The sequence below is a fragment of the Mycolicibacterium insubricum genome (assembly GCF_010731615.1).
In the GTDB taxonomy this organism is placed as follows: domain Bacteria; phylum Actinomycetota; class Actinomycetes; order Mycobacteriales; family Mycobacteriaceae; genus Mycobacterium; species Mycobacterium insubricum.
The window spans coordinates 1841175-1865734 of sequence record NZ_AP022618.1; the positions used below are offsets into that span (position 1 = coordinate 1841175).

Annotated in this window: 20 protein-coding genes; 12 read left to right on the top strand and 8 right to left on the bottom strand. The window is 68.6% G+C overall.

Annotated elements, in window-relative coordinates:
* Window positions 1-35: 35 nt before the first annotated feature.
* The 4 genes from G6N16_RS08805 to G6N16_RS08820 all read left to right on the top strand — a co-directional run bounded on the left by G6N16_RS08805 (window position 36) and on the right by G6N16_RS08820 (window position 7566).
* Window positions 36-1457, top strand: a complete 1422-nt coding sequence (locus G6N16_RS08805) for a condensation domain-containing protein (RefSeq protein ID WP_083033070.1) — start codon at window positions 36-38, stop codon at window positions 1455-1457.
* A 58-nt stretch (window positions 1458-1515) separates the two neighbouring features.
* Window positions 1516-4542, top strand: a complete 3027-nt coding sequence (locus G6N16_RS08810; protein WP_083033072.1) for an MMPL/RND family transporter — start codon at window positions 1516-1518, stop codon at window positions 4540-4542.
* 95 nt (window positions 4543-4637) lie between these two features.
* A complete protein-coding gene (pe, locus tag G6N16_RS08815) occupies window positions 4638-5762 on the top strand; it encodes an acyltransferase PE (RefSeq protein ID WP_083033073.1) in 1125 nt (374 codons plus the stop codon).
* A 61-nt stretch (window positions 5763-5823) separates the two neighbouring features.
* On the top strand, window positions 5824-7566 hold the full coding sequence (locus G6N16_RS08820; protein ID WP_083033075.1) for an AMP-binding protein: 1743 nt from the start codon (window positions 5824-5826) through the stop codon (window positions 7564-7566).
* Window positions 7567-7570: 4 nt separating this feature from the next.
* Here the strand turns inward: G6N16_RS08820 and G6N16_RS08825 are convergent, their stop codons facing one another.
* Both G6N16_RS08825 and G6N16_RS08830 read right to left on the bottom strand, forming a co-directional pair.
* Window positions 7571-8230, bottom strand: a complete 660-nt coding sequence (locus G6N16_RS08825; RefSeq protein ID WP_083033076.1) for a GAP family protein — start codon at window positions 8228-8230, stop codon at window positions 7571-7573.
* Window positions 8231-8235: 5 nt separating this feature from the next.
* Window positions 8236-9582, bottom strand: a complete 1347-nt coding sequence (locus tag G6N16_RS08830) for an MFS transporter (protein WP_083033078.1) — start codon at window positions 9580-9582, stop codon at window positions 8236-8238.
* 199 nt (window positions 9583-9781) lie between these two features.
* Here G6N16_RS08830 and G6N16_RS08835 point away from each other — a divergent pair, with 199 nt between their 5' ends.
* Window positions 9782-11179, top strand: coding sequence for a DUF2252 domain-containing protein (locus G6N16_RS08835; RefSeq protein ID WP_083033079.1), 1398 nt, complete (start codon window positions 9782-9784; stop codon window positions 11177-11179).
* Between the two features lie 72 nt (window positions 11180-11251).
* Here G6N16_RS08835 and ppk2 read toward each other — a convergent pair whose 3' ends face one another.
* The 3 genes from ppk2 to G6N16_RS08850 form a co-directional block, all read right to left on the bottom strand.
* Window positions 11252-12043: a polyphosphate kinase 2 gene (gene ppk2 / locus G6N16_RS08840; protein ID WP_197913098.1), complete on the bottom strand. Its 792-nt coding sequence runs from the start codon at window positions 12041-12043 to the stop codon at window positions 11252-11254.
* 96 nt (window positions 12044-12139) lie between these two features.
* Entirely contained in the window at window positions 12140-13525 is a 1386-nt protein-coding gene (locus G6N16_RS08845; RefSeq protein WP_083033082.1) for an MBL fold metallo-hydrolase RNA specificity domain-containing protein, read from the bottom strand.
* Window positions 13526-13602: 77 nt separating this feature from the next.
* The gene (locus tag G6N16_RS08850; RefSeq protein ID WP_083033084.1) at window positions 13603-14367 is read right to left on the bottom strand and encodes an RsiV family protein; all 765 of its coding nucleotides are present in this window, start codon (window positions 14365-14367) and stop codon (window positions 13603-13605) included.
* A gap of 84 nt (window positions 14368-14451) precedes the next feature.
* Here G6N16_RS08850 and G6N16_RS08855 point away from each other — a divergent pair, with 84 nt between their 5' ends.
* The 5 genes from G6N16_RS08855 to G6N16_RS08875 all read left to right on the top strand — a co-directional run bounded on the left by G6N16_RS08855 (window position 14452) and on the right by G6N16_RS08875 (window position 19776).
* Complete coding sequence (locus G6N16_RS08855) at window positions 14452-14709, top strand: hypothetical protein (RefSeq protein WP_110810944.1); 258 nt, start codon at window positions 14452-14454, stop codon at window positions 14707-14709.
* 105 nt (window positions 14710-14814) lie between these two features.
* Window positions 14815-15306, top strand: coding sequence for a hypothetical protein (locus G6N16_RS08860; protein WP_133053051.1), 492 nt, complete (start codon window positions 14815-14817; stop codon window positions 15304-15306).
* Between the two features lie 185 nt (window positions 15307-15491).
* The gene (locus G6N16_RS08865; RefSeq protein ID WP_163787834.1) at window positions 15492-17087 is read left to right on the top strand and encodes an HNH endonuclease signature motif containing protein; all 1596 of its coding nucleotides are present in this window, start codon (window positions 15492-15494) and stop codon (window positions 17085-17087) included.
* A gap of 395 nt (window positions 17088-17482) precedes the next feature.
* Entirely contained in the window at window positions 17483-18799 is a 1317-nt protein-coding gene (locus tag G6N16_RS08870; RefSeq protein ID WP_163787835.1) for a PE-PPE domain-containing protein, read from the top strand.
* A gap of 50 nt (window positions 18800-18849) precedes the next feature.
* On the top strand, window positions 18850-19776 hold the full coding sequence (locus G6N16_RS08875) for an alpha/beta fold hydrolase (RefSeq protein WP_083032612.1): 927 nt from the start codon (window positions 18850-18852) through the stop codon (window positions 19774-19776).
* A 71-nt stretch (window positions 19777-19847) separates the two neighbouring features.
* Here the strand turns inward: G6N16_RS08875 and G6N16_RS08880 are convergent, their stop codons facing one another.
* Window positions 19848-20042 (bottom strand): excalibur calcium-binding domain-containing protein, encoded by a 195-nt coding sequence (locus tag G6N16_RS08880; protein WP_083032614.1) that lies wholly within the window; start codon window positions 20040-20042, stop codon window positions 19848-19850.
* Between the two features lie 146 nt (window positions 20043-20188).
* Here G6N16_RS08880 and G6N16_RS08885 point away from each other — a divergent pair, with 146 nt between their 5' ends.
* Together G6N16_RS08885 and G6N16_RS08890 are read left to right on the top strand one after the other, a co-directional pair.
* Window positions 20189-21067 carry a hypothetical protein gene (locus tag G6N16_RS08885; protein ID WP_083032616.1) on the top strand — a complete coding sequence of 293 codons (879 nt, stop codon included), beginning with the start codon at window positions 20189-20191 and terminating at the stop codon, window positions 21065-21067.
* 147 nt (window positions 21068-21214) lie between these two features.
* Complete coding sequence (locus G6N16_RS08890) at window positions 21215-22000, top strand: SDR family oxidoreductase (RefSeq protein WP_083032618.1); 786 nt, start codon at window positions 21215-21217, stop codon at window positions 21998-22000.
* A gap of 25 nt (window positions 22001-22025) precedes the next feature.
* Here the strand turns inward: G6N16_RS08890 and G6N16_RS08895 are convergent, their stop codons facing one another.
* Window positions 22026-23366 (bottom strand): flavin monoamine oxidase family protein, encoded by a 1341-nt coding sequence (locus G6N16_RS08895; protein ID WP_083032619.1) that lies wholly within the window; start codon window positions 23364-23366, stop codon window positions 22026-22028.
* Window positions 23367-23422: 56 nt separating this feature from the next.
* Complete coding sequence (locus G6N16_RS08900) at window positions 23423-24559, bottom strand: Rv3169 family protein (RefSeq protein WP_083032621.1); 1137 nt, start codon at window positions 24557-24559, stop codon at window positions 23423-23425.
* Window position 24560: the final 1 nt, after the last annotated feature.

Sequence of the window (24560 nt, forward strand, 5' to 3'; positions counted from 1 at the left end):
ATACCGAGCCGGGGATTATTTGGAGGTCCAAGCTTTTGCGCATCGGGAAGTTCACCGTGGGTCCACTCGGGGAGTGGGAAGTGGAATCGGGCCGGGTGACTTCGTGGCACCCCACGGCGGCGGCGATGGAATCGGCGGGACGCGCTCCGGTCAGCCCGGTGCCGATCAGCTTTATGCAGGGCCAACACCTGCGCAATTACTGCGACCGGCACGCGGCGGGGCTGAATTTCTCGCGGCAGATCATCGCCAGTTGCGAGGCGCCCGGGCACTGCGACATCGGGGCGATGAACGAGGCCGTGAACGCCTATCTGCGCAGGCACGATACGTTCCGCAGCTGGTTCGAGCACACCGACGACGATCAGTTCGTTCGGCACTCGCTGGTCGATCCGGAGGAGATCGAGTTCGAGCCCGTCGACCACGGCGAACTGAGCGTCGAGCAGATCCGGGCGCACGTCACCGACATCCCGACGCCGCTGGAGTGGGGCTGTTTCACGTTCGGGATCATCCAAAGCGAGGATCACTTCACGTTTTTCGCCGCGATGGACCACGTGCACGGCGATGCGACGCTGATCGGCACCACGATGATGGAAGCCAACGGCATGTACGCGGCGCTCAACGACGGCGGTGAGGCGCTGGTCCTTCCGGACGCCGGCAGCTTCGACGACTTCTGTGTCCGGGAAAGCGAATACGCCGCGGAGCTGACCCTGGACTCGCCGGGCGTGCGCGCCTGGATCGAATTCGCGGAGGACAATCACAACGGATTCCCAGAATTTCCACTGCCTTTGGGTGATCCGGAGACCTCGACGCGCAGCGACATGAGCTCGCTGGTGCTGATGGACGCGCCGCAGACACAGCGATTCGACGACGCCTGCCAGGACGCCGGCACCCGGTTCGTCGGCGGACTGTTCGCCTGTCAGGGGTTGGTCGAACACGAGTTCACCGGCGCCCTGACGTACTACGGTCTCACCCCGCGGGATTCCCGCACCGTGGACGACAATTTCATGACGCAGGGCTGGTTTACCGGCCTGATCCCGATCACCGTCCCGATCGCGGCGACCAGCTTCACCGAGGCCGCCGGGGCGGCCCAGGCCGCGTTCGACTCGGGGCTGAACATGTCCCGGGTACCGTACTACCGGGTGCTGGAACTGGCGCCATGGTTGAAGTGGCCGCGGCCGAATTTCCCGGTGACGAACTTCCTGCACGGCGGCGCGGCGCCGCTGAACGCGATCCTCGCAGCGGCCGATCTGGGACTGGCCAACAACATCGGCATCTACCCGGATGGGCGCTTCTCCTACCAGCTGACCATCTACATCTTCCGATACGCTGAGGGTACGGTCATGGCGATCATGCATCCCGACAACCCGATTGCCCGCAAGTCGGCGAACCGGTACATGGAGGCGATGCGGTCGGTGACCTCGCGGGTTGCCGACACCGGACACTGGGGGCGGGTCGCATAGAGGAGGGATTTTCGATGCGCACGCCTAGCGCACCGTGTTTCTCGGTGCCGGGAGCCATATGCGGCGGCTAGCTGACTTCGTGGTTCGTTGGCCGTGGGCCGTCATCGCGATCTGGATCGCCCTGGCTGCGGCGTTGCCGTTGACCGTCCCGTCGTTGGGCGAGATGGCCCAGAAGCATCCGTTGGCGATCCTGCCGGCCGACGCGCCGTCGAGCGTCGCCGCGCAGAAGATGACCGACGCGTTCCACGAATCGACCAACGACAACCTGATGGTCGTCGTGCTGATCAACGAGCAGGGCCTGCAACGCTCCGACGAGGCGACGTACAAGAAGCTCGTCGACGCGCTGCACGACGACATGCGCGACGTCGTGATGGTCCAGGACTTCCTCACCACCCGCGAATTGCGGACTTTTCTGACCAGTGAGGACAACAAGGCCTGGGTCGTTCCTGTGGGTATGGCCGGCGAGCTGGGAACGCCGGGCGCCTTCGACGCCTTCAACCGGGTCTCCGAGATCGTCAACCGCGCCGTCGCGGGCACCTCGATGGAGGTGCACATCACCGGCCCCGCGGCCACCGTCGCCGACCTCACCGTCGCCGGTGACCGCGACCGGATGCCGATCGAGCTGGCGATCGGCATCCTGGTGCTGGCCGTGCTGCTGCTGGTGTACCGCAACGTCGTGACGATGATGCTGCCACTGGTGACGATCGGGGCGTCGCTGGTGATCGCGCAGGCGCTGGTGTCCGGGTTCTCCGAACTGACCGGCGCGGGCGTGTCGAACCAGTCCATCGTCTTCCTCAGCGCGATCATGGCGGGCGCCGGGACCGACTACGCGGTCTTCCTGATCAGCCGCTACCACGACTACATACGGGCCGGTGATGACTCCGACCGTGCCGTCCGTCTGGCGATGACGTCGATCGGGAAGGTGATCACCGCGTCGGCGGCCACCGTCGGCGTAACGTTCCTGCTGCTGAACTTCGCCCAGATGGGTGTGTTCCGGACCGTCGGCATGTCCGCGGCGATCGGCATCGCCGTCGCCTACCTGGCCGGGCTGACCCTGCTGCCGGCGATCCTCACGCTGGCCGGGCCCCGCGGCTGGGTACAGCCCCGCCGCGAGCTGACCGCCCGCTTCTGGCGGCGCTCGGGCATCCGGATCGTGCGACGGCCGGTCCACTACCTGGTGGCCAGCCTGCTGATCCTCGCCATCCTGGGCGGCAGCGCGCTGTTTTCCCACTACAACTACGACGACCGGAAATCGGTGTCGCCGTCGGCGTCCAGTTCGATCGGCTACGCCGCGCTGGAACGCCACTTCCCGATCGGCCAGTCCATCCCCGAGTTCATCCTCATCCAGTCGCCGAACGACCTGCGCACCCCGCGTGCGCTGGCGGACCTGGAGCAGATGGCCTCGCGTGTCGCCCAGCTGCCCGACATCGCCCGGATCAGCGGCATCACTCGGCCGCTCGGCGAGGTGCCCCCGGAGTTCCGGGCCACCTTCCAGGCCGGGATCGTCGGCACCCGGCTGGCCGACGGGTCCAGCCAGATCAACCAGCGCACCGGCGACCTGAACCGGCTGAAAAACGGGGCGAACACACTGGCGGCGAACCTCGCCGACGTGCGCAAACAGATCAACAAGGTGGCACCGGGCCTGCAGAACCTGGTCGACGAGCTCACCAACATCCGGGCCCAGTACGGCGGGGACCAGCTGGTGCGCGACGTGGAGGCCGCCGCCGAACTGGTCGACGGCCTCAACGCGCTGGGCCGGTCCATGGGGCTCAACGTCTTCGCCGTGAAGAACGTGTTCGGCTGGGTCGGCCCGGTGCTGGCCGCCCTGCAGAACAACCCGGTGTGTGACGCCAACCCGTCGTGCGCGGCGACCCGCGGCCAGTTCGAGCAGATCCTCGACCAGCGCAACGCCGGCAGCGTCGACCAGATCAACAACGCCGCCCACCAGCTGCAGGGACTGGGGGACAAGCAGACCCTCGGCGCGACGGTGACCAAACTCAACGCCGCGATGGCGACGGTCGCCAACGCGGTCAACAGCCTCGGGCTCAACCGGCCCGGCGGCGCGAAGGGCAGCCTGACCCAGCTCAACCAGAACGCCAACAAGCTGGCCGAGGGCAGCCAGCAGGTGGCCGGCGGCGTGGACCAGGTGGTGACGCAGATCAAGGTGATCGCCGCGGGCCTGGACGAGGCGTCGGCGTTTCTGCTGACCATGAAGAAGGACGCGTCCGACCCGTCGCAGGCGGGCTTCAACATCCCCGAACAGGTGCTGGGCCTGCCGGAATTCGAGAAGGCCGCCAAGGCGTTCATCTCCCCGGACGGCCACTCGGTGCGCTACCTGGTGCAGACCAAGCTCAACCCGTTCAGCTCCGAGGCGATGAACCAGGTCAACCAGATCAGCGACATCGCCCGCGGCGCGCAGCCCAACACCGCGCTGGCCGATGCCACCATCTCGATGGGCGGCTACCCCGCCGCGCTGCGCGACACCCGCGACTACTACCAGCAGGACATCCGGTACATCATCATCGCGACGCTGATCGTCGTCATGCTGATCCTGATGGTGCTGCTGCGCGCGATCGTCGCACCGCTGTACCTCGTCGCGTCCGTCGTGGTGTCGTATTTCGCCGCCATCGGGATCGGGGTCTGCGTCTTCCAGTTCCTGCTCGGTCAGGAGCTGCACTGGAGCGTGCCGCCGCTGGCGTTCGTGGTGCTGATCGCCGTCGGCGCGGACTACAACATGCTGATGATCTCGCGGATGCGCGACGAGTCCGCGCACAGCGTCCGCTACGGCGTCATCCGGATGCTGGGTTCGACGGGCGGGGTGATCACCGCCGCGGGCCTGATCTTCGCGGCATCGATGGCCGGTCTGCTGTTCTCCAGCATCGGCATCGTGGTCCAGGGCGGCTTCGTGATCGGCGTGGGAATCCTGCTGGACACGTTCATCGTCCGTACCATTACCGTGCCGGCGATCGCCGCGCTGCTCGGCCAGGCGAACTGGTGGCCGTCGCGGCGGCGCACCGCGCGATCGGCGCCGGAGAGCCCGCCGGAACCGTCGCCACCAGCCGAAACCGAAGCGGTAGCGGGTTAGCGTCGATGGTGGATATGTGTGAAACTGGGCTCTGGCCACTCGTGGAGCCCAGTCCTTCGGCGGGGACGAGAACGGTCGACCGGACGGGAGTACGGATGAAGAAGCTCCTCGCAGGACTTGCGGTGTTTCTGACGGCGAGTGGATCCGGGTGCTTCGGGACCGCGCTGGCCGACGACGGCCCGCTGCCCGCACCCCCGCCGCCGTCACCCGCGGACACCGGCACGGCCTACGCCCTCGGCGGCGCGCACGTGCTCGCCATTCCCTACGACGAATACATCCGCCGGACCGGTGCGGACTGGTTCCCGGGCATGAAGCGGGAGAAGGTCGACTACCCGGCGGGCCAGGTGCAGGGCCACGTCCTGGAACGCGTGCTGCCCGGCATCGGGGCGCTCGGCGAGGAGATCTATCCCGGGATCGGACTGGACGGTCCCAGCATCGGCGAGTCGGTCGACGTCGGCGAGGAGAACCTGCTTAACGCCATCCGCACCGGCGGCCCCGGCCGGGCGATGGGCCTGTCCGAGGGCGCCCTGGTGGTCAACGCGGTGAAGGCCCGGCTGGCCAACGACCCGAGCGCCCCGCCGCCGGACCAGCTGAAGTTCGCGACCTTCGGCGACCCGATCGCCAAGCACGCCTTCGGTGAGAGTTTCCTGACCCAGATGTTCGCCGTCGGCGACGTGGTGCCCGCGATGGACTACCGCATCCCGGCGCCGGTGGAAAGCCAGTACGACACCGACCAGTTCGTGTCCGCCTACGACAGCATCGCCGATTTCCCGGACCGGCCGGACAACCTGTTCGCCCTGGCCAACTCGATCGCCGGGCTGGCCAGCGGCCACACCGCGGTGGCGTTCACCAACCCGAGCATGGTGCCGCCGCAGAACATCCGCACCACGTACAACTCCCGCGGCGCGCGGACCACCACGTATCTGATTCCCGAGCAGCACCTTCCGCTGGTGTTGCCGTTCAAGTACCTGGGCTACGACGACAACACGCTCAACCGGCTCGATGCGATCCTGCAGCCGCGGGTGGACGCCGGGTATTCGCGCAATGACGATCCGGCGACCGCCCCGATCCAGGTGGACCCGGTGCACGGCTTCGACCCGCTGGAGATCACCGCACCGGCCAACGAGGCGACGTTCGGCGGCGGTGCCGACCCGATGTCGGAGCTGGTCAACGCGGCGCTGACGGCCGTCGGCGGCAAACCCACCGCCGGAAAACACTGACAACGACACGACGACGGCGACCGAAGCCGGATTCGACCTCGACGACCCAGACGGACTTGATGTGAGCCATTCGCCCCAATCGACGATCCTCTCGATGTTGCACGGCCGCGCCGGCATGCGTCCCGACGAGGTGGGATTCACCTTCACCGACTACACCGCCGACCCGGCGGGCGCCGTCGAGCGGGTCACCTGGTCGCAGCTGTACCGGCGGACGCTGAACGCGGCGGCCGAGTTGCGACTGCACGCCTCGGTCGGCGACCGCGCGGTGATCCTGGCCCCGCAGGGCATGGAGTACATCACGGCGTTCCTCGGCTGCATGCAGGCCGGGGTGATCGCGGTTCCGCTGCCGCTGCCGCACCGCGGTTCCGGCGACGACCGGGTGAGCGCGGTCGTCGACGACACCGCGCCCTCGATCGTGCTCACCACCTCGGCGGTGACCGCCGACGTCGCCGAGTATCTCGACCGCGCGCGCCTGGGCGCCGCTCCGAAGATCCTCGACGTCGACGCGATGGATCTCGACGGCCCGGCCGACGAGGGCGCGGACTCGGCGTCGGGGTATCCCGCCACGGCGTACCTGCAGTACAGCTCGGGTTCGACGCGGCGACCGACCGGTGTGATGGTCTCGCACCGCAACCTGAAGTCGAACTTCGAGCAGTTGATGCGCGGCTACTTCGCCGAATCGCAGATCAACACCAACGGCATGACGATCGTGTCCTGGCTGCCGTTCTACCACGATATGGGTCTGGTCCTCGGGGTCTGCGCACCCATCCTGGGTGGTTTCCCGGCGGCGCTGACCAGCCCGGTCGCGTTCCTGGAGAAGCCGTCCCGCTGGATGCAGGCGCTGGCCGACAACGCCCGGCCGTTCTCCGCGGCGCCGAACTTCGCCTTCGAACTGGCCGCGCGCAAGACTCGCGACGCGGATCTGGCCGGGCGGGATCTCGGCGGGGTGCTCGGCATCATCAACGGCGCCGAACGGGTCGACCCGGCAACACTGGAACGATTCGCGGACCGGTTCTCGCACTTCAACTTTCGCGACAGCATGCTGCGCCCGTCGTACGGGCTGGCGGAGGCGACGGTGTTCGTGGCCGCCGGTACCTGGAAGGAATCCGAGCCCGCTGTGCGGTTCGACGCCGACGAGTTGGCGGCCGGTCGGGTGCGGCGTGCGACGAAAGGCGGCACGGCGCTGGTGCGCTACCAGCTGCCCAAGTCGCCGGTGGTGCGCATCGTCGACGCCGACACCTGCCGGGAAAGCGCGGCGGATGTGGTCGGTGAGATCTGGGTGCACGGCGACAACGTCGCGGCCGGCTACTGGGGGCTGCCGCCGGAATCCCAACAGTGCTTCGGCGCAACACTTCTCGAACCGTCGACCGGCACCCCGGACGGGCCGTGGCTGCGCACCGGGGACCTGGGCTTCGTGTTCGGCGGCGAGCTGTTCATCGTCGGCCGGGTCAAGGACCTGCTGATCATCCGCGGACGCAACCACTACCCGGAGGACATCGAGGCGACCGTCCAGGAGATCAGCGGCGGGCGCGTCGCGGCGATCTCGGTGTCGGAGAACAGCACCGAGAACCTGGTCACCGTGATCGAGGTCAAGGAGCGCGGCGACTCGGCTGAGGCCGTTGCCCAGGGGCTGCACGACCTCAAGAACGACATCATCGCCGCGATCACCAAGGTGCACGGAGTCAGCGCGGGCGATCTCGTTCTGGTGGCACCGGGCTCGATACCGACCACCACCAGCGGCAAGATTCGCCGCGCCGCGTGCGCCGAGCTGTACCGGGACAACCTGCTGGCCCGGTTGGGGTAGCTCTCTACAAGCCGGCGAGGCCGACGGTGAGCAGCCCGCAACCGACCACGGTGAACAGGATCGTGACGGCCCGACGGCCCTGCGAGCGGATCCGATCCTGCATCACCGCGAGGGTTTTCCGGGTTCGGTCCGGGGCCACCAGGTAGGCCAGCAGCGGGAGCTCCACCAGCCCGAACGCCACCACGCTGAACACCAGCAGGGCGCCGATCTGCCGCTGCGGCGTGCCACCGTTGGCGGCGATCAGCGCGAGCACGCCGAGGTAGTCGACCGACGGCAGCGCGATGCCCAGCCCGGCGGCGCCCGCGGTCCACAGCGAGCGTCCGTCGAGCAGCTGTCGTCCGCGCCGGGTGATTGGCTCCAGCCAGCCCGGTGGCCCGTCCTCGGCGTTGCCCAGCAGCCCGGTGGCCAGCGCCGCGGCGTTGAGTAGCAGCAGCACTCCGACGACGATCTGCACCCTCGGCAGGGTGAAATGCGCCGAGGACGCCGCCGGGCGCAGGATGAACAGCACGACGGTGCCCACGGCGATGCTCATCAGGAACCCGCCGGCCAGGAAGGCGAGCAGCTGCAGCAGGGGACGCGGCCGATTCAGCATCAGGATCGTCATGCCGATCCGGAACGGCTCCAGGCTCACGGCGACCGCCATGGTGAGCAGGGTGAACCACATGAGGGCTACTTCGCCTCTCGCGGCACGCGCACCATGACCAGCATGGCCACCAGCCCGACCGCGAGCACCAGGCACAGCCCGGCCAGCCCGGCGCGTTCGGCGTGGAACAGGTCGACGAAGGTGAAGAACATCCACGGCGCGAGGAACGACGCGGCGCGCCCTGTCGTCGTATAGAGGCCGAAAGCGACGCCCTCTTTCCCCTCCGCGGACATCCGCAGCATCAACGCCCGCGCCGACGCCAGCGTCGGCCCGATGAACAGGCACAGCAGCAGTCCGCAGATCCAGAACGCCCGCGGGCCGGAGGAGGCCAGCAGGACGGCGCCGACGACGATCATCGCCGACAGCGCGCCGGTGATGACGCGCTTGGAGCCGAGCCTGTCGTCGAGCACCCCACCGCCGATGGCACCGAGGGCCGCGACGGTGCTCGCGCACACGCCGAACACCAGCACGTCTGCCTGGGTCAGCCCGTAGACGCCCACGCCGAGCACGGCGCCGAAGGTGAACACGCCGGTCAGTCCGTCCCGGAAGATGGCGCTGGCCAAAAGGTAGTAGACGACGTTGTGGTCGCGTTGCCATTCCGACCGGATCTCGCGCCACAGGTTGCGGTAGGCACCGATCACCCCGAAGCTCGGCTCGGCGGCGGTGGCCGTCGGTGCGCGCAGGGTGAGCAGCAGTGGCAGCGCGAACACGGCGAACCACGCGGCGACCAGCAGCATCGAGGCGCGCACGTTGTCGCCGTCGGCGATCGGGAGGCCGAGCAGCCCGCGGTTGTCTCCGTCGCCGCCGATGAACCCGACGTACACGAGCAGCAGCAGCAGCACGCTGCCCAGGAACCCCGCTCCCGAGCCGAGCCCGGAGATGCGCCCGGAGGTCTTGGCGGTCGACAGCTGCCCGAGCATGGCGTTGTACGGCACTGTCGCGAGATCGCTGCAGGCCGCCGTGCACGCGAGCAGCGCCAGGCCCACCACGAAGAAGCGGTAGTCGGCCTGGATGAGGCTCATCGACGCGGTCATCGCGACGACCGCCGCGGTGAGCACCGCCAGCACCGTGCGGCGCCGGCTCGGCGCGTTCACCCAGACGCCGGTCGCCGGGGCCAGCAATGCCACCCCCAGTCCGGCGATCGTCAGCGCCCGGCCCAGCCAGCTGGCGGGCGGGCCGCCGCCGGGCAGGCCCGCGCCGACCTGCTCGGTGAGGTAGACGGAGAAGACGAAGGTGATGACGAGGGCGTTGAGCCCGGTCGCCCCGAAATCCCACAGCACCCAGGACGCCACCGCCGACCGCCGGACCTTGCCGGGCCGCCGCTGCTCCGGGGGCGGCTGGGCCGCCGGGGTGTCCGCGGCGCCGCTGCTCATCGCTGTCCTTGTGTTGTCACCGGGCAATACCCTATGCGGCGCGGCGGTGATCTTGCTGGACGGTCCCGGTGTGCGTCGGACTGTCCGGCTGAGGGGCCGGAGGCGGCGGGTGGCCCATACGAGGGCCGGCGAACGCGAGGCCCGGGAAACACCACCCCGGGAACCGCGGAAAGACAGCGGGGAGACCTATGCTGCGGTGATGGCCGAACAGGTATTGCGCGATCGGGTAATCACGCCCGAAGTCCCCGGGGAGGAACGCGCGCACGGACGCTCCCTGCGCAAAGAGGCCCCGCGCAGCGGGTTGGGCCAGCTGGTGATCTCGCCGCGCAGCGCGGTGGAGATCCTCGTCGAGCAGAACCGGACGCGGGTTGCGTCGTTGGTGCCGCTGCGATTCGCCCGGATGCTCACCGATCCCTTCTCCTTCTATCGCGGATCGGCGGCGGTGATGGCCGCGGACCTGGCCGCGGGCCCGTCCAGCGGAATCCCGGTGTATTCGTGCGGCGACGCGCACCTGTCGAACTTCGGCATTTATGCCGCGCCCGATCGGGCATTGATCTTCGACCTCAACGACTTCGACGAGACCGCGATGGCGCCGGCGGAATGGGATCTCAAGCGGCTGGTGACCAGCGGGATCGTCGGAGGAAGGCATGCCGGCTACTCGGAGAAGGTGATCCGCAAGCAGGTGGCCGAGGTGTTGGCGTCCTACCGTCGCGGACTGCAGGACGTGCTGGACATGGGAATCCTGGACCGCTACTACCTGCGGTTCGAACCCGAACGCTACAACGCGCGCGCCGGTGGAGCGCTGGCGGAGGTCATCGCGCGTACCACCCGGCAAGCCCGTAAACGGACCTCCAAGCGGGTATTCGGCCGCATCATGGAGGAGCGGCCCGACGGTTCGCTGCGGCTGCGGGAGAACCCGCCGGTGCTTCGGCATCTCAAGGTCGCGGTGGAGGACCGGATACTCGCCACATTCCGTGAGTATCTGACCACCGTGCCGCCCGACGTCGCACTGGTGCTGTCGCACTTCAAGGTCACCGACATCGCCCAGCGGGTGGTGGGGGTGGGCAGCGTCGGCACCCGTTGCTATCTCGTCATCATGACCGGACCCTGCGGAACGCCGTTGGTCATGCAGGTCAAGGAGGCGGGCCAGTCGGTTCTGGAGAGCTACGGCGCTGTGCCGCAATCAGACTGGATGCACCGGGGGATCAGCGAACGGGGCGAGGGGGCCCGGGTGGTCGCCGGGCAGCAGGTCCTGCAGGCAAGCTCGGACGTGTTCCTGGGCGCCCTGCGCTGGGACGGCCGCGACTACTACGTGCGCCAGTTCCACGACATGAAGGGCAGCGTCGACACCGAGATCATGTCGCAGCGCGAATTCGGTCGATACGTCAGCGCCTGCGCACTGGTGCTGGCGCGGGCCCACGCGCAGAGCCGCAACGCCACGGTGTGGGCGGGCTACATCGGCAAGGGCGGCGCGTTCGACGAGGCCATCACCCAGTGGTCATTTGCCTACGCGGACAAAGCCTTCGGTGACTACCAGCAGCTGGTGGCGGCAGCCGCCGCGGGCGAGATCGAGGTGGCGGACGACCCGCTGCGGTGATGTCCGCGCGCCCCTGGGTTCGCGGACACCACCGCAACGGGCCGGGTGTGAGCGGTCGCGAGGCCGCTGTCGTTACCCGGTGAACTTGCCGCTGCGGATCCGGTCTGCCTCCATCAGCGCGAGCTCCTGCGCCGCCGGGACGACGATGTCGGGGTCGGGCACGAAGTCCACGTCCTCGCCGCGGTTGCCGTAGGGCACCGCGTTCAGGATGACGCGCATCGCGTTGAGCCGGGCCTGGTGCTTGTCCTCGGACCGGACGATGGTCCACGGCGCATCGCTGGTGCTGGTGCGGCGCAGCATGTGGTACTTCGCCTCGGTGAAGTCGTCCCAGTGCTCCTGGGCCTGCACGTCGATCTCGCTGAGCTTCCATTGGCGCAGCGGATCGTCGCGACGGCGCTCGAACCGGCGGGCCTGCTCCTCCTTGGTGACGCTGAAGTACAGCTTCACCAGGATGGTGCCCTGGCGGACCAGGTCCTTCTCGAAGCCGACGACGCCCTTGAGGAAGTTGCGGTGCTCCTCTTCGGTGCAGAAGCCGAACACCGGCTCGACCATGGCGCGGTTGTACCAGGAGCGGTCGAACAGGACCATCTCGCCGCCGGTGGGGAACTGGGCGACATAGCGCTGGAAGTACCACTGGCTGCGCTGCTCCTCGGTGGGCTTGCCGAGTGCGACGACGCGGTAGTGCTTCTCGTTCATGTAGCGGGTGACGCGCCGGATGGTGCCGCCCTTACCTGCAGCGTCGCGGCCCTCGAACAGCACGATCATCCGGCGGTTTTCGTCCTCCAGGTAGCGCTGGAGCTTGAGCAGCTCCACCTGGTAGGGCTTGAGCTCTCGTTCTTCGCGGACACGACGTGGGACGGCCATGGGCATCATTGTGGCGGAGAGCACAGCCGGGTGTACAGCCGGGGTCGGTGCCGAAATTGCGCGGGATCGGTGCCGAATTTCCTTGGTTGATCTGCGCTACAGGCTGAACAGTTGATTCTGCCGGGGGACCGTTCCCGGCCAGCCGAATTCGCGACCGAGTCGGGACCGCAGGGTTTCGGCGGCCTGGGGTTCGCCGTGCACGACGAACACCTGCCGGGGTGCGGTGGTGAAGCCCGACGCCCACCGGATGAGCTCGTCGGCGTCGGCGTGCGCGGACAGCATCCGCAGGTTGGCGATCTGCGCCCGGATCGGGACCCACTCGCCGAACATCTTGACCTCTCGGGCGCCGTCGGCGATGGAGCGGCCGCGCGTGCCGGGGGACTGGTAGCCGGTGAGCATGATGGTGTTGCGGGGATCCGGGGCGAAGGCGCGCAGGTGGTGCAGCACCCGGCCGCCGGTGGCCATCCCGCTGGCCGACAGGATGATCTTGGGATTCCGGTCGGCCGAAATCTGTTTGGATTCCTCGACATCGCGGGTATAGGTGGCCAGCGAGCACATGCCCTCGTAGACGTCCGGGGACAGCCGGTGGTCGCGCTGGTGGGTGCGCAGCAGGTCGCTGGCGTTGATCGCCATCGGACTGTCCAGATAGATCGGGACGTCGGCCAGCCGCCCGGCGCAGTAGAGCTGCCACAGGTGATATAGCAGTGCCTGGGCCCGGCCGACCGCGAACGCGGGCACCACGATGGTGCCGCCGCGGGCGACGGTCTCGTCGATCACCCCGGCGAGGGTTTCCAGCACGTCGGTGTGCTCGTGCAGCCGGTCGCCGTAGGTCGACTCCATGACGAGGTAGTCGGCGGCGGGCACCGGCTCGGGGTCGAACATCAGCGGGTCGTTGTAGCGGCCGAGGTCGCCGGTGAACACGATGCGCCGGCCCGCCCAGGCCAGGTCGACGGTGGCGGCGCCGAGGATGTGGCCGGCTCTGCGGAACGTCACGGTCGGGCCGCCGTCGGGCAGAGTGAACTCGGTGCTGAACGGCCGGGTGGTGAACAGCTTCAGAGTCCGTTCGGCGTCCTCGCCGGTGTAGAGCGGTTGGGCGGGGGCGTGCTTGGTGACGTGATGACGATTGCGGAAGTCCGCCTCGCGTTCCTGCAGGTAGGCACTGTCGCGCAGGATGATCTCGGCCACCGCGGCCGTCGCCTCCGTCGACACGATGGGGCCGCGGAACCCGTCGCGCACCAGGCGGGGCAAATAGCCGGTGTGATCCAGGTGGGCGTGGGTGATGACCACGGCGTCGATACTCGCGGCCTCCACCGGGAGCCGTCGCCAGTTCAGTTCCCGCAGGTTCTTCAGCCCCTGGAACAGCCCGCAGTCCACCAGGATCCGCTTGCCGCCGGACTCCAGCAGGTGCTTGGACCCGGTGACGGTGGACGCCGCGCCCAGGCAGCTGAGGGTGAGGCCGGGGTGCTCGTCGCTGGGGGTCATGGGTGCCAGTGTGGCAGAGGCGCCGGGGGATCGGATGGCCGCCGTGCCGTCGTCGCCGAGCGTCAGGTCACCGGCCCTCAGGTGGTCAGCTTCTCCTGCATCCCGGGCGCCAGCACATCGGCGATCGAGGCCCACGGCACTGTGACGGGGAAGTAGTCGCCGAACACGTGCGCGACCGAGAGGTAGACGACCAGGCCGTCGGCGCCGGGCAGCCAGTTCGCCAGCTGATCGGCGACCGGTTTCGGAGCGTCCTGATTTTCCAGCCGGGGGTCTTTGGCCATCGCGGTCTTGATCCCGTCGACCAGCTTGGTCATCCCGGCCTCCGGGTCGGTGAACAGGTCGCTCAGCATGATCGGCGCGGCGGTGTGCGCGTCGATCACGACCGTCGAGACCGTGTTAAACGGGTGCGCCGACCGCTCGACGAAGATGTTCATGATGAGCACGCCGGCCACCGATCCGGGGCCGACGTGGGTGACCGCGCTCTTGTGGTCGTCGACGAGCGCTCCGGGTGCGACGGTGGTCGAACGGCTCTCGTCGGGCTCGAGGTAGTCGTCGAGAGCGGTGCGCATCGAGGAGTTGAACTTCTCGCGCACCGCGGTGTCGCCGCCACGCACCTGCGGGAGATCGACCTGGTAGGTGATGTTGTCCTTGGTGCCGCCGACCGGTTCGAGATAGCCGGTGAAGGGCTCTGCTGCGGTGCTGTTCGCTGCCGAGCTTGCGGATGCCGCGCCCGTGGTGGAGGACGCCGACGGTTCCGATCCGCCGGAATGACAGCCGGCGCCCGCACCGACCAACGCGACGGCAACCGCTGCCGTCCCCAACCCGCGCAGAATCTGAGTCATGCGTTGACGGTAACGCTGTGCGGGTGGATGCGCGGGGAAAATTGGTGGTCGAAAGGGCGTCGGGCCGGCGGTAGCGTCGGCTGGATGGCGATGTCGAATGGCGTGAAGATACTGGCCGGCGCGGTTGTCGTCGTCTTTGCCTTCGTCGGGGTTCTGGCCATTCCGGTCCACCAGCGCTGCGGTGGCGCCGGTCGGGTTTGCGCAACGGCGCCCGACTATCAGGGATTCATCCATTACGACTACGAGGTGCAGCCGGTGTTGACCGTGCTCGTCGATCAGTTCACCGGTCACAAGCCGCTGGTGTACAGCAGTGGGGTGGAATTGGTGCCGGTCAATGGATGACGGTGTGTCGGGGGCGTGCGGGGCGGGGGACAGGTGGTGCCGGGATGGGTGGTGCCGGGATGGATGTTGCGGACGAATGATGGGGGACAGGTGTTGCGTGGACGGGTGATTACGGCGACGACAGCCGTGCTGGCGCTGGTGTCGGCGGCGCTGCCGTTGCTGATCTGGGTGGATTTGCGCGACATCGGGATCCCGATGGCGTGGGACGGCCTGTGGGGTTACCACGGAGTCGCCGCCGAGCACTACGGCCCGTTGCTCGGCGGCGGACGGCCGTTGGGCTGGGTGATCTTGACCGCTTCGGTGACTGCGGCTGTTTCGCTTGGGATTTCGTTGTTCAACGGGTGGTGGCTGCGGATTGTCGCCGTCGTGGCGGCAGCCGTTGCCGCGGTGACCGCAGTGCTCTGTCTGGCGGACCCCGGGTTGCTGTTGGGTGATTTCACGGAGCAGCTAGGCGTTGAGCCGGCTTCGGAGCGGGTGCTGACCAACACCACCGCGCTGGTCGCGCAGACCGTCGCCGCGTCGGTCGTCCTGGTCGGCGCGGTGGTCAGTTCGGTGCTGGGCACCAGGGGGCCGACAGCGGGGATCCGCGAGGAATAGCAGGCAGCGCGGGGCCGCAATGTAAAGCGTTGAGCCACAATGAATCGCCTCCGTGGAGGCTAAGCCCGCGCTACGTCATCGCCAGGCTCGACCGTCCCGCATCGGGGTGGATGATCGGAGCCGTTGCACTATTCACCCCGATACGCGCACCGTGTGCGCCGGTCGGGGAAGTTCGGGTGGTCGTGATGACTGCTGCGGTTTGCGAGGTGACGGGTTCTGCCGTTGGTCTCGATGTGTTTCTGGATGAGTTCGACGGGTTTGTCGATCGGCTCATCGATCAGCTTGCCCCGGTGCGGGTTTCGGTGCCGGCCGGGGCTGCGGGTTCGGTCGGGCTCGCGCCGACGGTCTGTATCCCGGTCCCAGCGGCGACGGCCGCCGGTGCCGACATCGACCGCGACGCCACCGAGAGCCACCACGGCGGCGGCCGCACGCTATTTCATCTGTTGGATGCCCCTGCGGGTGTGGTTGATGAGCCGCGGCTGCTGGCGGTGCTGAAAACCGGTGTGGCGGCGGTGAATCTGTTGCACCACCTACTCGCCACCGCGACCGTAGCGGCCGAACGCGCCGGAATCCCGACGCGGCGGCATCTGCGTTGCGGGGCCGATCTGCTCACCGGGCTCGGGATGGCCCCGGCGGCGGCCTACCGGCTAGCCCGCGTCGGCCGCGCCGCCCCCGAACTGCCCGCCCTGACCCGAGCCGCGCGGGTCGGTGGGGTGGGGGTGGAGTTCGCCGACGCGGTCGGCAAAGGCCTGTCCCACATCCGCAGCCGCATCGAACTGACCGACGCCGACGCGGCCGAGGTCATCAGGAAATTGATGGTGCAGTCCACCCCGGCCGAGGTCAACCGTAGAGCCCGCGGCATCGCGATCGCCCGGGTCCGGGCACAGCAAGCGGCCGGTGCCACCGGCACCGACCCTGATGCCGACGCTGGGGTGCCGGTAGCCGAGAACGCCGACCTCAACACCATGACGCTGACCCACAACGACGAAGGCCGGGTGAGCGCCACGCTGGACCTGGACGTGGTGACCGGCGAGGAACTACTCGCCGCCCTGGACCCGCTGTGCCGCCCCGTCGCAGAACCCGACGGCTCCCGCGATGCCCGCCCACCGAGTCGGCGCCGCGCCGACGGGTTCGGCCAACTGCTGCGCGACTACCTCTCCGGATCCACCCGACCGCTCTCCGGCGGAGTGCTCCCCCACGTCTCGCTGATCCGGCCGATGCCCGCCGTGACACCGGTTGCCGCCGGTGACGGCGGGCAATTGTGTGGCCACCGTCCCGCCGACCCGTATGTGGGCCCCGATCCCAGCGTCGGATGGTCCGACGAGTTCGTCGACATGCTCGGGTACACCGGGCCGATCAGCGCGGCCACCGCGGACCTGATCACCTGCGACTGCACCCTGGATGTGATTCATGTCGACGGCAACGGCGCCCCACTGGATGTGGGGCGCAGCCAGCGGTTGTTCCCGCCGCACATCCGCCGCGCCCTGATCGCCCGAGACCGCGGCTGCGCATTCCCCGGCTGCGGACGCCACCCCTCCTGGTGCGATGGCCACCATATCCGCCCGTGGGACCCCGACGGGGTGACCAGCCTGGATAACGGCGTGCTGCTGTGCCGGCGTCACCACACGATGATTCACCACTACGGCTGGCAGGTCTACCTCGGCACCGACCGGCACCCCTGGTTCATCCCACCCCCGGATCCGGCCCACCCCAACCGCCCGCGGGAGCACCTGCGCTCCCACACCCGACGCACCCTCACGGCACTCCCCACCGCGGCGTAACCGTCCCCGGGCAGTGATACCAGCAACCGCGAGACCGCACCCCCCGACAGCGCCCCGCCGGGAAACCGATCCAACACAACTGAACATGCTCACCCTCAACCGAAGATGCTCTCCCACAACCGAATACGAATAACCGCTAAACCTTGACAACTCCACAGAGAAAACGCCACAGGCGGGAGCCGGGCCGGAAAACACCAGACACCGAGCCGGCACCCGCCACCCCGCAACCCGCGGCCCGCGGGGAAAGGTTGGCCCGCTGGAGCACGGACGAATTCCAGATGTGCCACCTCAGCCGATTTCTCCGCGCCGACGCGCCAGGTCTGCTTGGCTTGTCTGGCGGGTGCGCCAGTCACCTGGGAGGAGAGGACCCGGTGAGAAACTCCGGTGCGGTTTGGGTGACCTGCGTCGTGGTCGCGCTGTCCGTGACTCCGGGGCTGGCCGCTGCTGCACCATCGGATTCGGAATCCGACGGCCGAGGAATCAGCGATCTCATCGCTGGGCCTGCGACCACGTTGACGCTTGAGGGCGGGCTGGTCGGAATGCAGTCGCTACTGCATTTCACCCCGCTGCAATTGTGGGGCGCACTGTGCAGGGAAGAGAAATCCTGTACTCCCGTCGACTATTTCGCTCTTCCTGTCGGATGGGAGACCGAGAAGGGGGCGCAGAGCGTGGCCGCGGCTGTTTCGGCTCGGCTCGCTCAGGATCCCGATGCAAAGGTCATCCTGTCCGGGCACAGTCAAGGAGGCCAGGTCATCTACGCCGCTCTGCGTGACTGGTCCGCCCATCCGGCCGATGCTCCGTCGAGGGACTCTGTCGTGTGGGTGTCGTTCGGCAATCCGGAAAACCCATACGGTCGCCAAGCGGGCGGCATCGGCTACGACAACGGTCAGGGCCTGCCCGTAGGTGGAACCGCCTACGACGGAATCGAAGTCATCCGTCAGTACGACGGCTGGGCGGACTATCCGCAGGACACCACGAATCTGGTCGCGGTCGCAAACGCGATGATGGGCATGATGACCATCCACAACAACTACTGGGACGTGGATATCACCGACCCGAACAACGCCGCCTACACCACCACGACGTCCGCGGGCGGCACCATCACCTATGTCTGGTCCCCGACGAAGACTCTGCCCTTGGTCGCCTGGGCCGGACCGCTGGCACCAGCGCTGGACAAGATGTTGCGGCCGACGGTCGAGGCGGGCTATCAGCGCCCGGGCGACGTCAACCAGAAGCTCGCCGAGGCCAACGCGAACGGGATCGGGCTCTCGGGTTCTGACGACGGGCTGCTGCGGCACATTGCGGATGCGGTCAACAGCGCGTCGGGCGGCTCTTCGGTTAGCACGCAGGCCAGCCGGACGTCCATTCCGGCTGCCATCCCGAAGCGCGGCGGTGCGGTGCGCACCGCGCTCGCCGGCCTCCTCAACCGTCGATCGACGGGCATGGTCGGCGGGTCGAGTCCGTCCGGTACGGCAAAGAGTGTGCAGAACGACACCTCCGTCACACCCGGGTCCGCCGTCACAGAACCAGGCTCGGCGGGGGACGGGCGGCAGGTCCCTGAGCAGCGACGCACGCTCGCACCGGCCGGCGCGAACCTGTCCACCGCACAGCGGCGGGAGGCGCGGAAAACAGCGTCAACGGTTGCTGACGGACCGCGGCCAAGGGGTCATCAGCAGCGGCGAACCGGCTCCGACACCGCCGATGGGCGGTAGCTGGGCGGATATGCGTGACTGCCGGTATCGGCATTGGATACCCTGCACGGATGGCACCGCACCTGTTGCTTCCGCCCAGCCGCGATATCGACGTCCGGGCCGGTGACGGCACCTACCTGCACACCAGGGTGTTCGGGCCCGAGGACGGCTATCCAGTGGTGCTCAGCCACGGGTTCGTCTGCGCCATGGGCATCTGGCGTGAGCAGATCATCGACCTGTCTCGCGACCACAAGGTGATCGCTTTCGACCACCGCGGGCACGGAGCCAGCGGAGTTCCCGGCCGCGGTCAGTACAGCCTCAACCACCTGGCCGCCGACCTGGACACCGTGCTCGACGCCACGCTGGCGCCCGGCGAACGCGCCGTCATCGCGGGGCATTCCATGGGCGGGATGGCAATCGGCGCCTGGTCGGAGCGCTATCCGCACAAGGTGACCGATCGCGCCGGCGGCGTCGCGCTGATCAACAGCTCAACCGGCGACGTCCTGCGTCAGATTCAGCTGCTCAGTACGCCCGAGCGGCTGGCCGGGGGGCGCGCTGCGATCGGCCGGCGCATCGTCCGCCACCTGGGATCGGTGCCGGCGGTTCGCGTTGCCCATCGACCGACGAACAAGCTGGTGTCCCGACTGGCCGTAGGCGACGACGCCCATCCCGACGTGCATGCCACGATGCACGAGCTGGCCACATCGACGTCGCGACGTGGCCGTCACGAGTACGGCCGGATGCTCATCGAGGGGCTGGATCGCCGGCACATCAAGCTCGACAGCCTGACGGTGCCCACGCTGGTCATCGGCGGTCAGGCGGACCGGCTGCTGCCGATCGCGGCCACCCACCGCATCGCCCAGTCGGCGCCCAACGTCGTCGATCTTGTCGAACTGCCCGGCGGGCACTCCACGATCCTGGAGCACCCCGAGGCGGTCAACCAGCATTTGCGCCGACTGATCGAGGTTGCCCGCCGCCAGGATGGCCGGGTCGACTGACCGAGCCGGCAAGTCGGCCGACAGCAGCTCGCCGCCGCCCTCCAGGGTCCGCGAGGTAGTCAACCTGCGAATTACCGCGATTCGCAGGCGATTCCGTCGCCGTCCCTATCCAGGTGCGGACCGTACTTGTCGCTGGTGCTCGGAATGTTGACGTCCCCGGCCTTGCGCGCCTCGGTGCAGTTCTTGTACGGAGCTGCAACGGCGGCCGGAGCCAATCCCGTCCCGGCTATAGCGATTGCAGCGGCGCACAGCAGCACTCGGATCACGACGATTCCCCCTCAGATCAATGGTCGATCTGGGGCATCCTAAGCAACGTTATTCAGCTTTTTCCAAGGAATCGACTTCGGGATTCCCTCGGTATATGCGTGGCTGCGGGCATGCGGACGGCTGCGGGCTGGAAGAATCTCCGACCATGGGCCTGCTGCCGAAACCACGTGTCACGCTCACCGACGCGGAGGTCGCCGACGTGCTCAACAGCGCCGTCGCCGTCATCGACCCGCTACTGGACCTGCTGGCCGAGTCGGACCTGACCGGGCTGCGCAAGCGGACGTTCCGCCTGTTGAGCCCGCCGCGCCGGTTGCGGGACCGGATCCGACGGTTCCGGTTGCGGCGACGCCGCAAGGACGCCGGCCGCGCGCCGGGTACTGCGGATCGGGCCCGCAACGCCGGTGCGCGTCTGCTCAACGCGGCCGACATGCCCGGCACCGCGGCCTGGGAGCGGATGGATCGCGACGAGCGTGCCCGGTGGTGGGTGAACCGGGTCGGGGCGCTGGACAACCTGCTGGTGGCCTCGCCCGGGGCGTTCGGCTTCCTGGCCCGGTTTGTGCCGGTCGGCGAGCTGGCCGGGTTCGTGAACCAGGCCATTATCTTGTGCGCGGTCGCTCGTGAATACGGCGTCACCGACCGGCCCACCCAGGTGCGACTGCTGGCTCAGGTGCTCTGTGGCCGGATGCTGCCCGCCGACTTCGACCTCGACGCCGAACCGGAACCCGAGCCCCCGCCGGAGACCCCACCGACCGGGTGGAAGCCGCTGGCGGCGATCACCTCGTCGACGCCGGTAGTGATCACCCGGACGGTGTGGCAGCTCGTCGGGATCCTGCGGGCGATCTTCGATGAGGTGTCCAAGCGGCCGCAGCCCGGCAAGGGCGCCCGACGGCTGGCCGCACTGCCCGGGCTCGGCTGGCTGGCCACCTACTTCGGTGAGCGAGGTGCGTTGCTGCGGGCCGCGCGGGCCGGGGAAGCCTGGCTGCAGAACCACGTCGACGGGCCGACGGCCACGGACAGCCAGTAGCCGCGGGCGCCGGAGTACACCTAGCACGTCCACTTTTCTGTGATCTGCACCACACAAAAGTATGACCTCATCGTTATCTTAAACAGCTTCTTAAGATTCTTAATTTCGGTGTAGTGTGGGGAGGCATACCGACGGAAGGGTGCCACGATGTCCTCACAGGAACTGCCGCAGATTGCCCTGGTGACCGGTGGGTCGTACGGCCTTGGCGCGGAGGTCTCCCGCCTCCTCGGCCGCTCCGGAGCGCACGTCGTCGTCAACCACCGGCAGCGTGGCGAGCGGGCGGCATCGGTGGTGGCCGAGATCGAGAGGTCCGGGGGCCGGGCGTCGGCGATGACCGCCGACCTCGCCGACGCGGCAGCCGTGACGGCCATGATCGAGGACATCAAGCGGCGGTTCGGCCGGCTGGACATCCTGGTCCTCAACGCCAGTGTGGTCATCGACGGAGGGGCCGGGCACACCGGCGCCGCGGCGGGTCGGCACCTGGTCGAATCGGCGCTGCCGCTGATGCCCGCCGGTTCCCGGATCGTCTTCGTCACCAGCAACCAGGCGCACTTCTACCCGGCCAAGGGCGTGCTGAAGGGGTACCAGCCCGTCGCCGAGAGCAAGCGCGCCGAGGAAACCACGCTGTATGCCATGCGCGCGGCGTTCAATCGGCGCGGCGTGCACTGCACGGTGGTCTCCGGCGACTTCGTCGACCAGATCGACGGCGCGATCAACATCGTCAGCCTCTTCCCCGAGCACGACCCGGCGATCCCGCAGTTCGCCGCGGCCGTCGCGAAGGCCGCGGTGTCCCCGGTCCCGTCGTCGATCGTCTACGTCGGACGCACCTCGGCCGTCGAGCGGCCGGCGGTGCTGCCCGAGATCGAGGACGACTTCGACGGCTGGCTCGCCGATCGGATCCGTCCGACCCGCGCCTACGCAAACGTCGGCTGACGCCGACGCGCGGGCCGTCGCCCGATCAGCTGCGGAAGATCGCGGTCTGATTGGCCGCCCGGTATCCCGAGCGCACCGCGCCGTCGAGGAAACCGGTCCACTTGTCGGCGGTTTCGGTGCCGGCCCAGAAGATCGGCCCGACGGGCTTGTGCAGCCACGGGCCCAGCGTGGACCAGGACCCCGGCCCGACGGCGGCCGTCGGACCGCCGGGGGCGAATTCCTCCGCCGACCAACGGTGATCGAGATAGTCGCGCGGTGACAGCGCCTGCTCGCCGAACAGCCGGGCGAAACCCTGCAGGGCGCTGGCGCGCCGGGCGTCGGCGTCCAGGGCGTCGAACTCGCGCGGGTCGATGAAACCGAGCAGCACCCCGGGGCCGTCCGGGCTGGGGCTGACGTCGAAGGTGATGAACACCGGCGGGGTGTCCGACAGCGCCTCGCCCGAACACCCGTCGGCGCGCCAGAACGGCCGGTCGTAGACCGCATACGCCTTCGACAGCCGGCCCTGCGGCCACTCGGTGGTCAGCCGCGGGTACGGATCGGGCAGGGCGGGGGAGAAGTCGATGGCGCCGCGGTGCTGCGGCGGGATCGCCACGATCACCGCGTCGGCCTGTACGGCAAAACCGTTGCCGCTCACCGTGACCCCGGCGTCGGAGTGCTCGATCCGGTGCACCACCGCGCCGAGACGCACCCGGTCGCCGAGTTCGTCGGCCATCTTGACCGCGATCTGCTGGGTGCCGGCCAGGAACCGGTCCTGCTGCGCGCCGCCGGTGACGTCGAGCATGGTGTCCAGCCCGCCCGCCGCCTTGACGTAGCGCAGGGCGTGCAGCGCCGACACGGCATCAGGCTCGGCGCCCCAGGTCACCCGCGACGCGATACCCAGCAGCGCCAGGGTCGACGCCGACGCCCCGGCCGAGCGCAGCCAGTCCTGCAGCGACATCGCATCGAGTTCACCGGCGTGGGCGGCGGTCCAGGGGGCCTCGACCTCGATGTCGGCGCTCGCGCGGGCGAGCTTGCGGCGGACTCGGGCCAGGTTGAACAGTTCGCGCAGCGACAGCCGGGGGATGGTGCCCGAGTACGACCGCAGCCGCCCGCCCCAGTAGATGACGTTGCGGCCCGCGCAGAACGTCGGCTCGGTGACACAGCCGAGTTCCTCGGCCAGCGCCATCACCGCGTCCTGGGTCGGCCCGACGAACGTCGCGCCCAGATCCAGCGGGATGCCGGCCACCTCGGTGGTCCACGAGCGGCCGCCGACCCGGTCGCGGCCCTCCAACACGATCGTCTCGTGCCCGGCGGAGCGGAGGCGACGGGCCGCGGCCAGGCCCGCGAAACCCGCGCCGACAACGGCAACGTCGGTGTGTTCGGTCATCGATGGGACCACGAAGTCGGGATACAGGCGGTGGCGCGCATTACCGCACCCTACGACTACGGCGCGACGGTCAGCCAGTCGGCAAAGCCCGACGGGTCGTGACGGCCCAGCGCGCCGTGCTCGAACAGGCCCCAGCCCTCATGGGTGCCGTCGGCGTCGGTGCACACCGCCCGCCCGACGTGGTCGATCACCCCGAACCCGGAACGCCCGATGATCGCCGGATCGGTCATGTCGTAGGTCAGCCGCTCGGTGAACTTCTCGCCCTTCCACATCCCGTGGATCCAGTCGGAGTCACCGCCGTAGCCGCCGCCGACGTGAATCGGGCACGGCAGTTTGGATTCGACGTCGAAGCGCACCGGCCGTCCCTGGGCGTCGGCGGCCTCGATGGTCGCCCCGGTCGGGATGCGGGTGCCGGGGGTGTAGTGGATCTTGACCCGCGGCCAGCCCAGCTGCTCGACGCGCCCGTCGGGGTAGATGCGGGTGCAGTCGTTGAGCGACCGGAACCCGTTGGGCTCCTCCTGGATGATCAGCACGATGGAGAACTGCTCGAAGGCGATCGGCACGTAGAGCCACCACATGCCCTCGAACGGCGGGTCGGCGGGGCGGCCGGCGGGCTCGGCCTCGCCGATCGGGCGGATGCCCCAGGAGCGGTCGCGGCTGCCGATCCAGGTTTCCGGATCGACGGTGATCATTTCGCCGTCGACCTCCAGATGACCGCTCCAGGAACCCAACTGGGCGAAGCGCTGGGCGTCGAGGGTGATCCGGGTTCCGGTGCGCAGGATGTGGCGCTGCTCCTGGACGACGGGAAACAGCCCGTTCCAGGTGAGATCGGCGGCGATGCCGTCGGTCTTGTCGAGGTGGATGCGCAGCCGCTGCAGCGGTTCGCTGACCTCGATGTGGTAGTTGCCGACGCGCTGGTTGAGCCGGTTCTGGTCGATGGCGTCGGACAGGTGCACCGCGGTCTGGGTGTGTCCGGTCGAGCCGAACCGGCCGTCACGGCGGGCGACGAGCAGGAAGGCGTCCTTCACCCCGAGATTGGGGTAGTAGCCCAGCCCCGAGATGACGAAGATGTCGCCGCTGCGGTCGTGCGCGTTGAAGTAGGAGCGGTCGTAGAAGTTGCGGTCGCTGGAGCCCGGCCAGGCGATCGGCTGGGGCAGCTGGTGTACCGGGAATTCGTCCATCGGTCCGAGCATC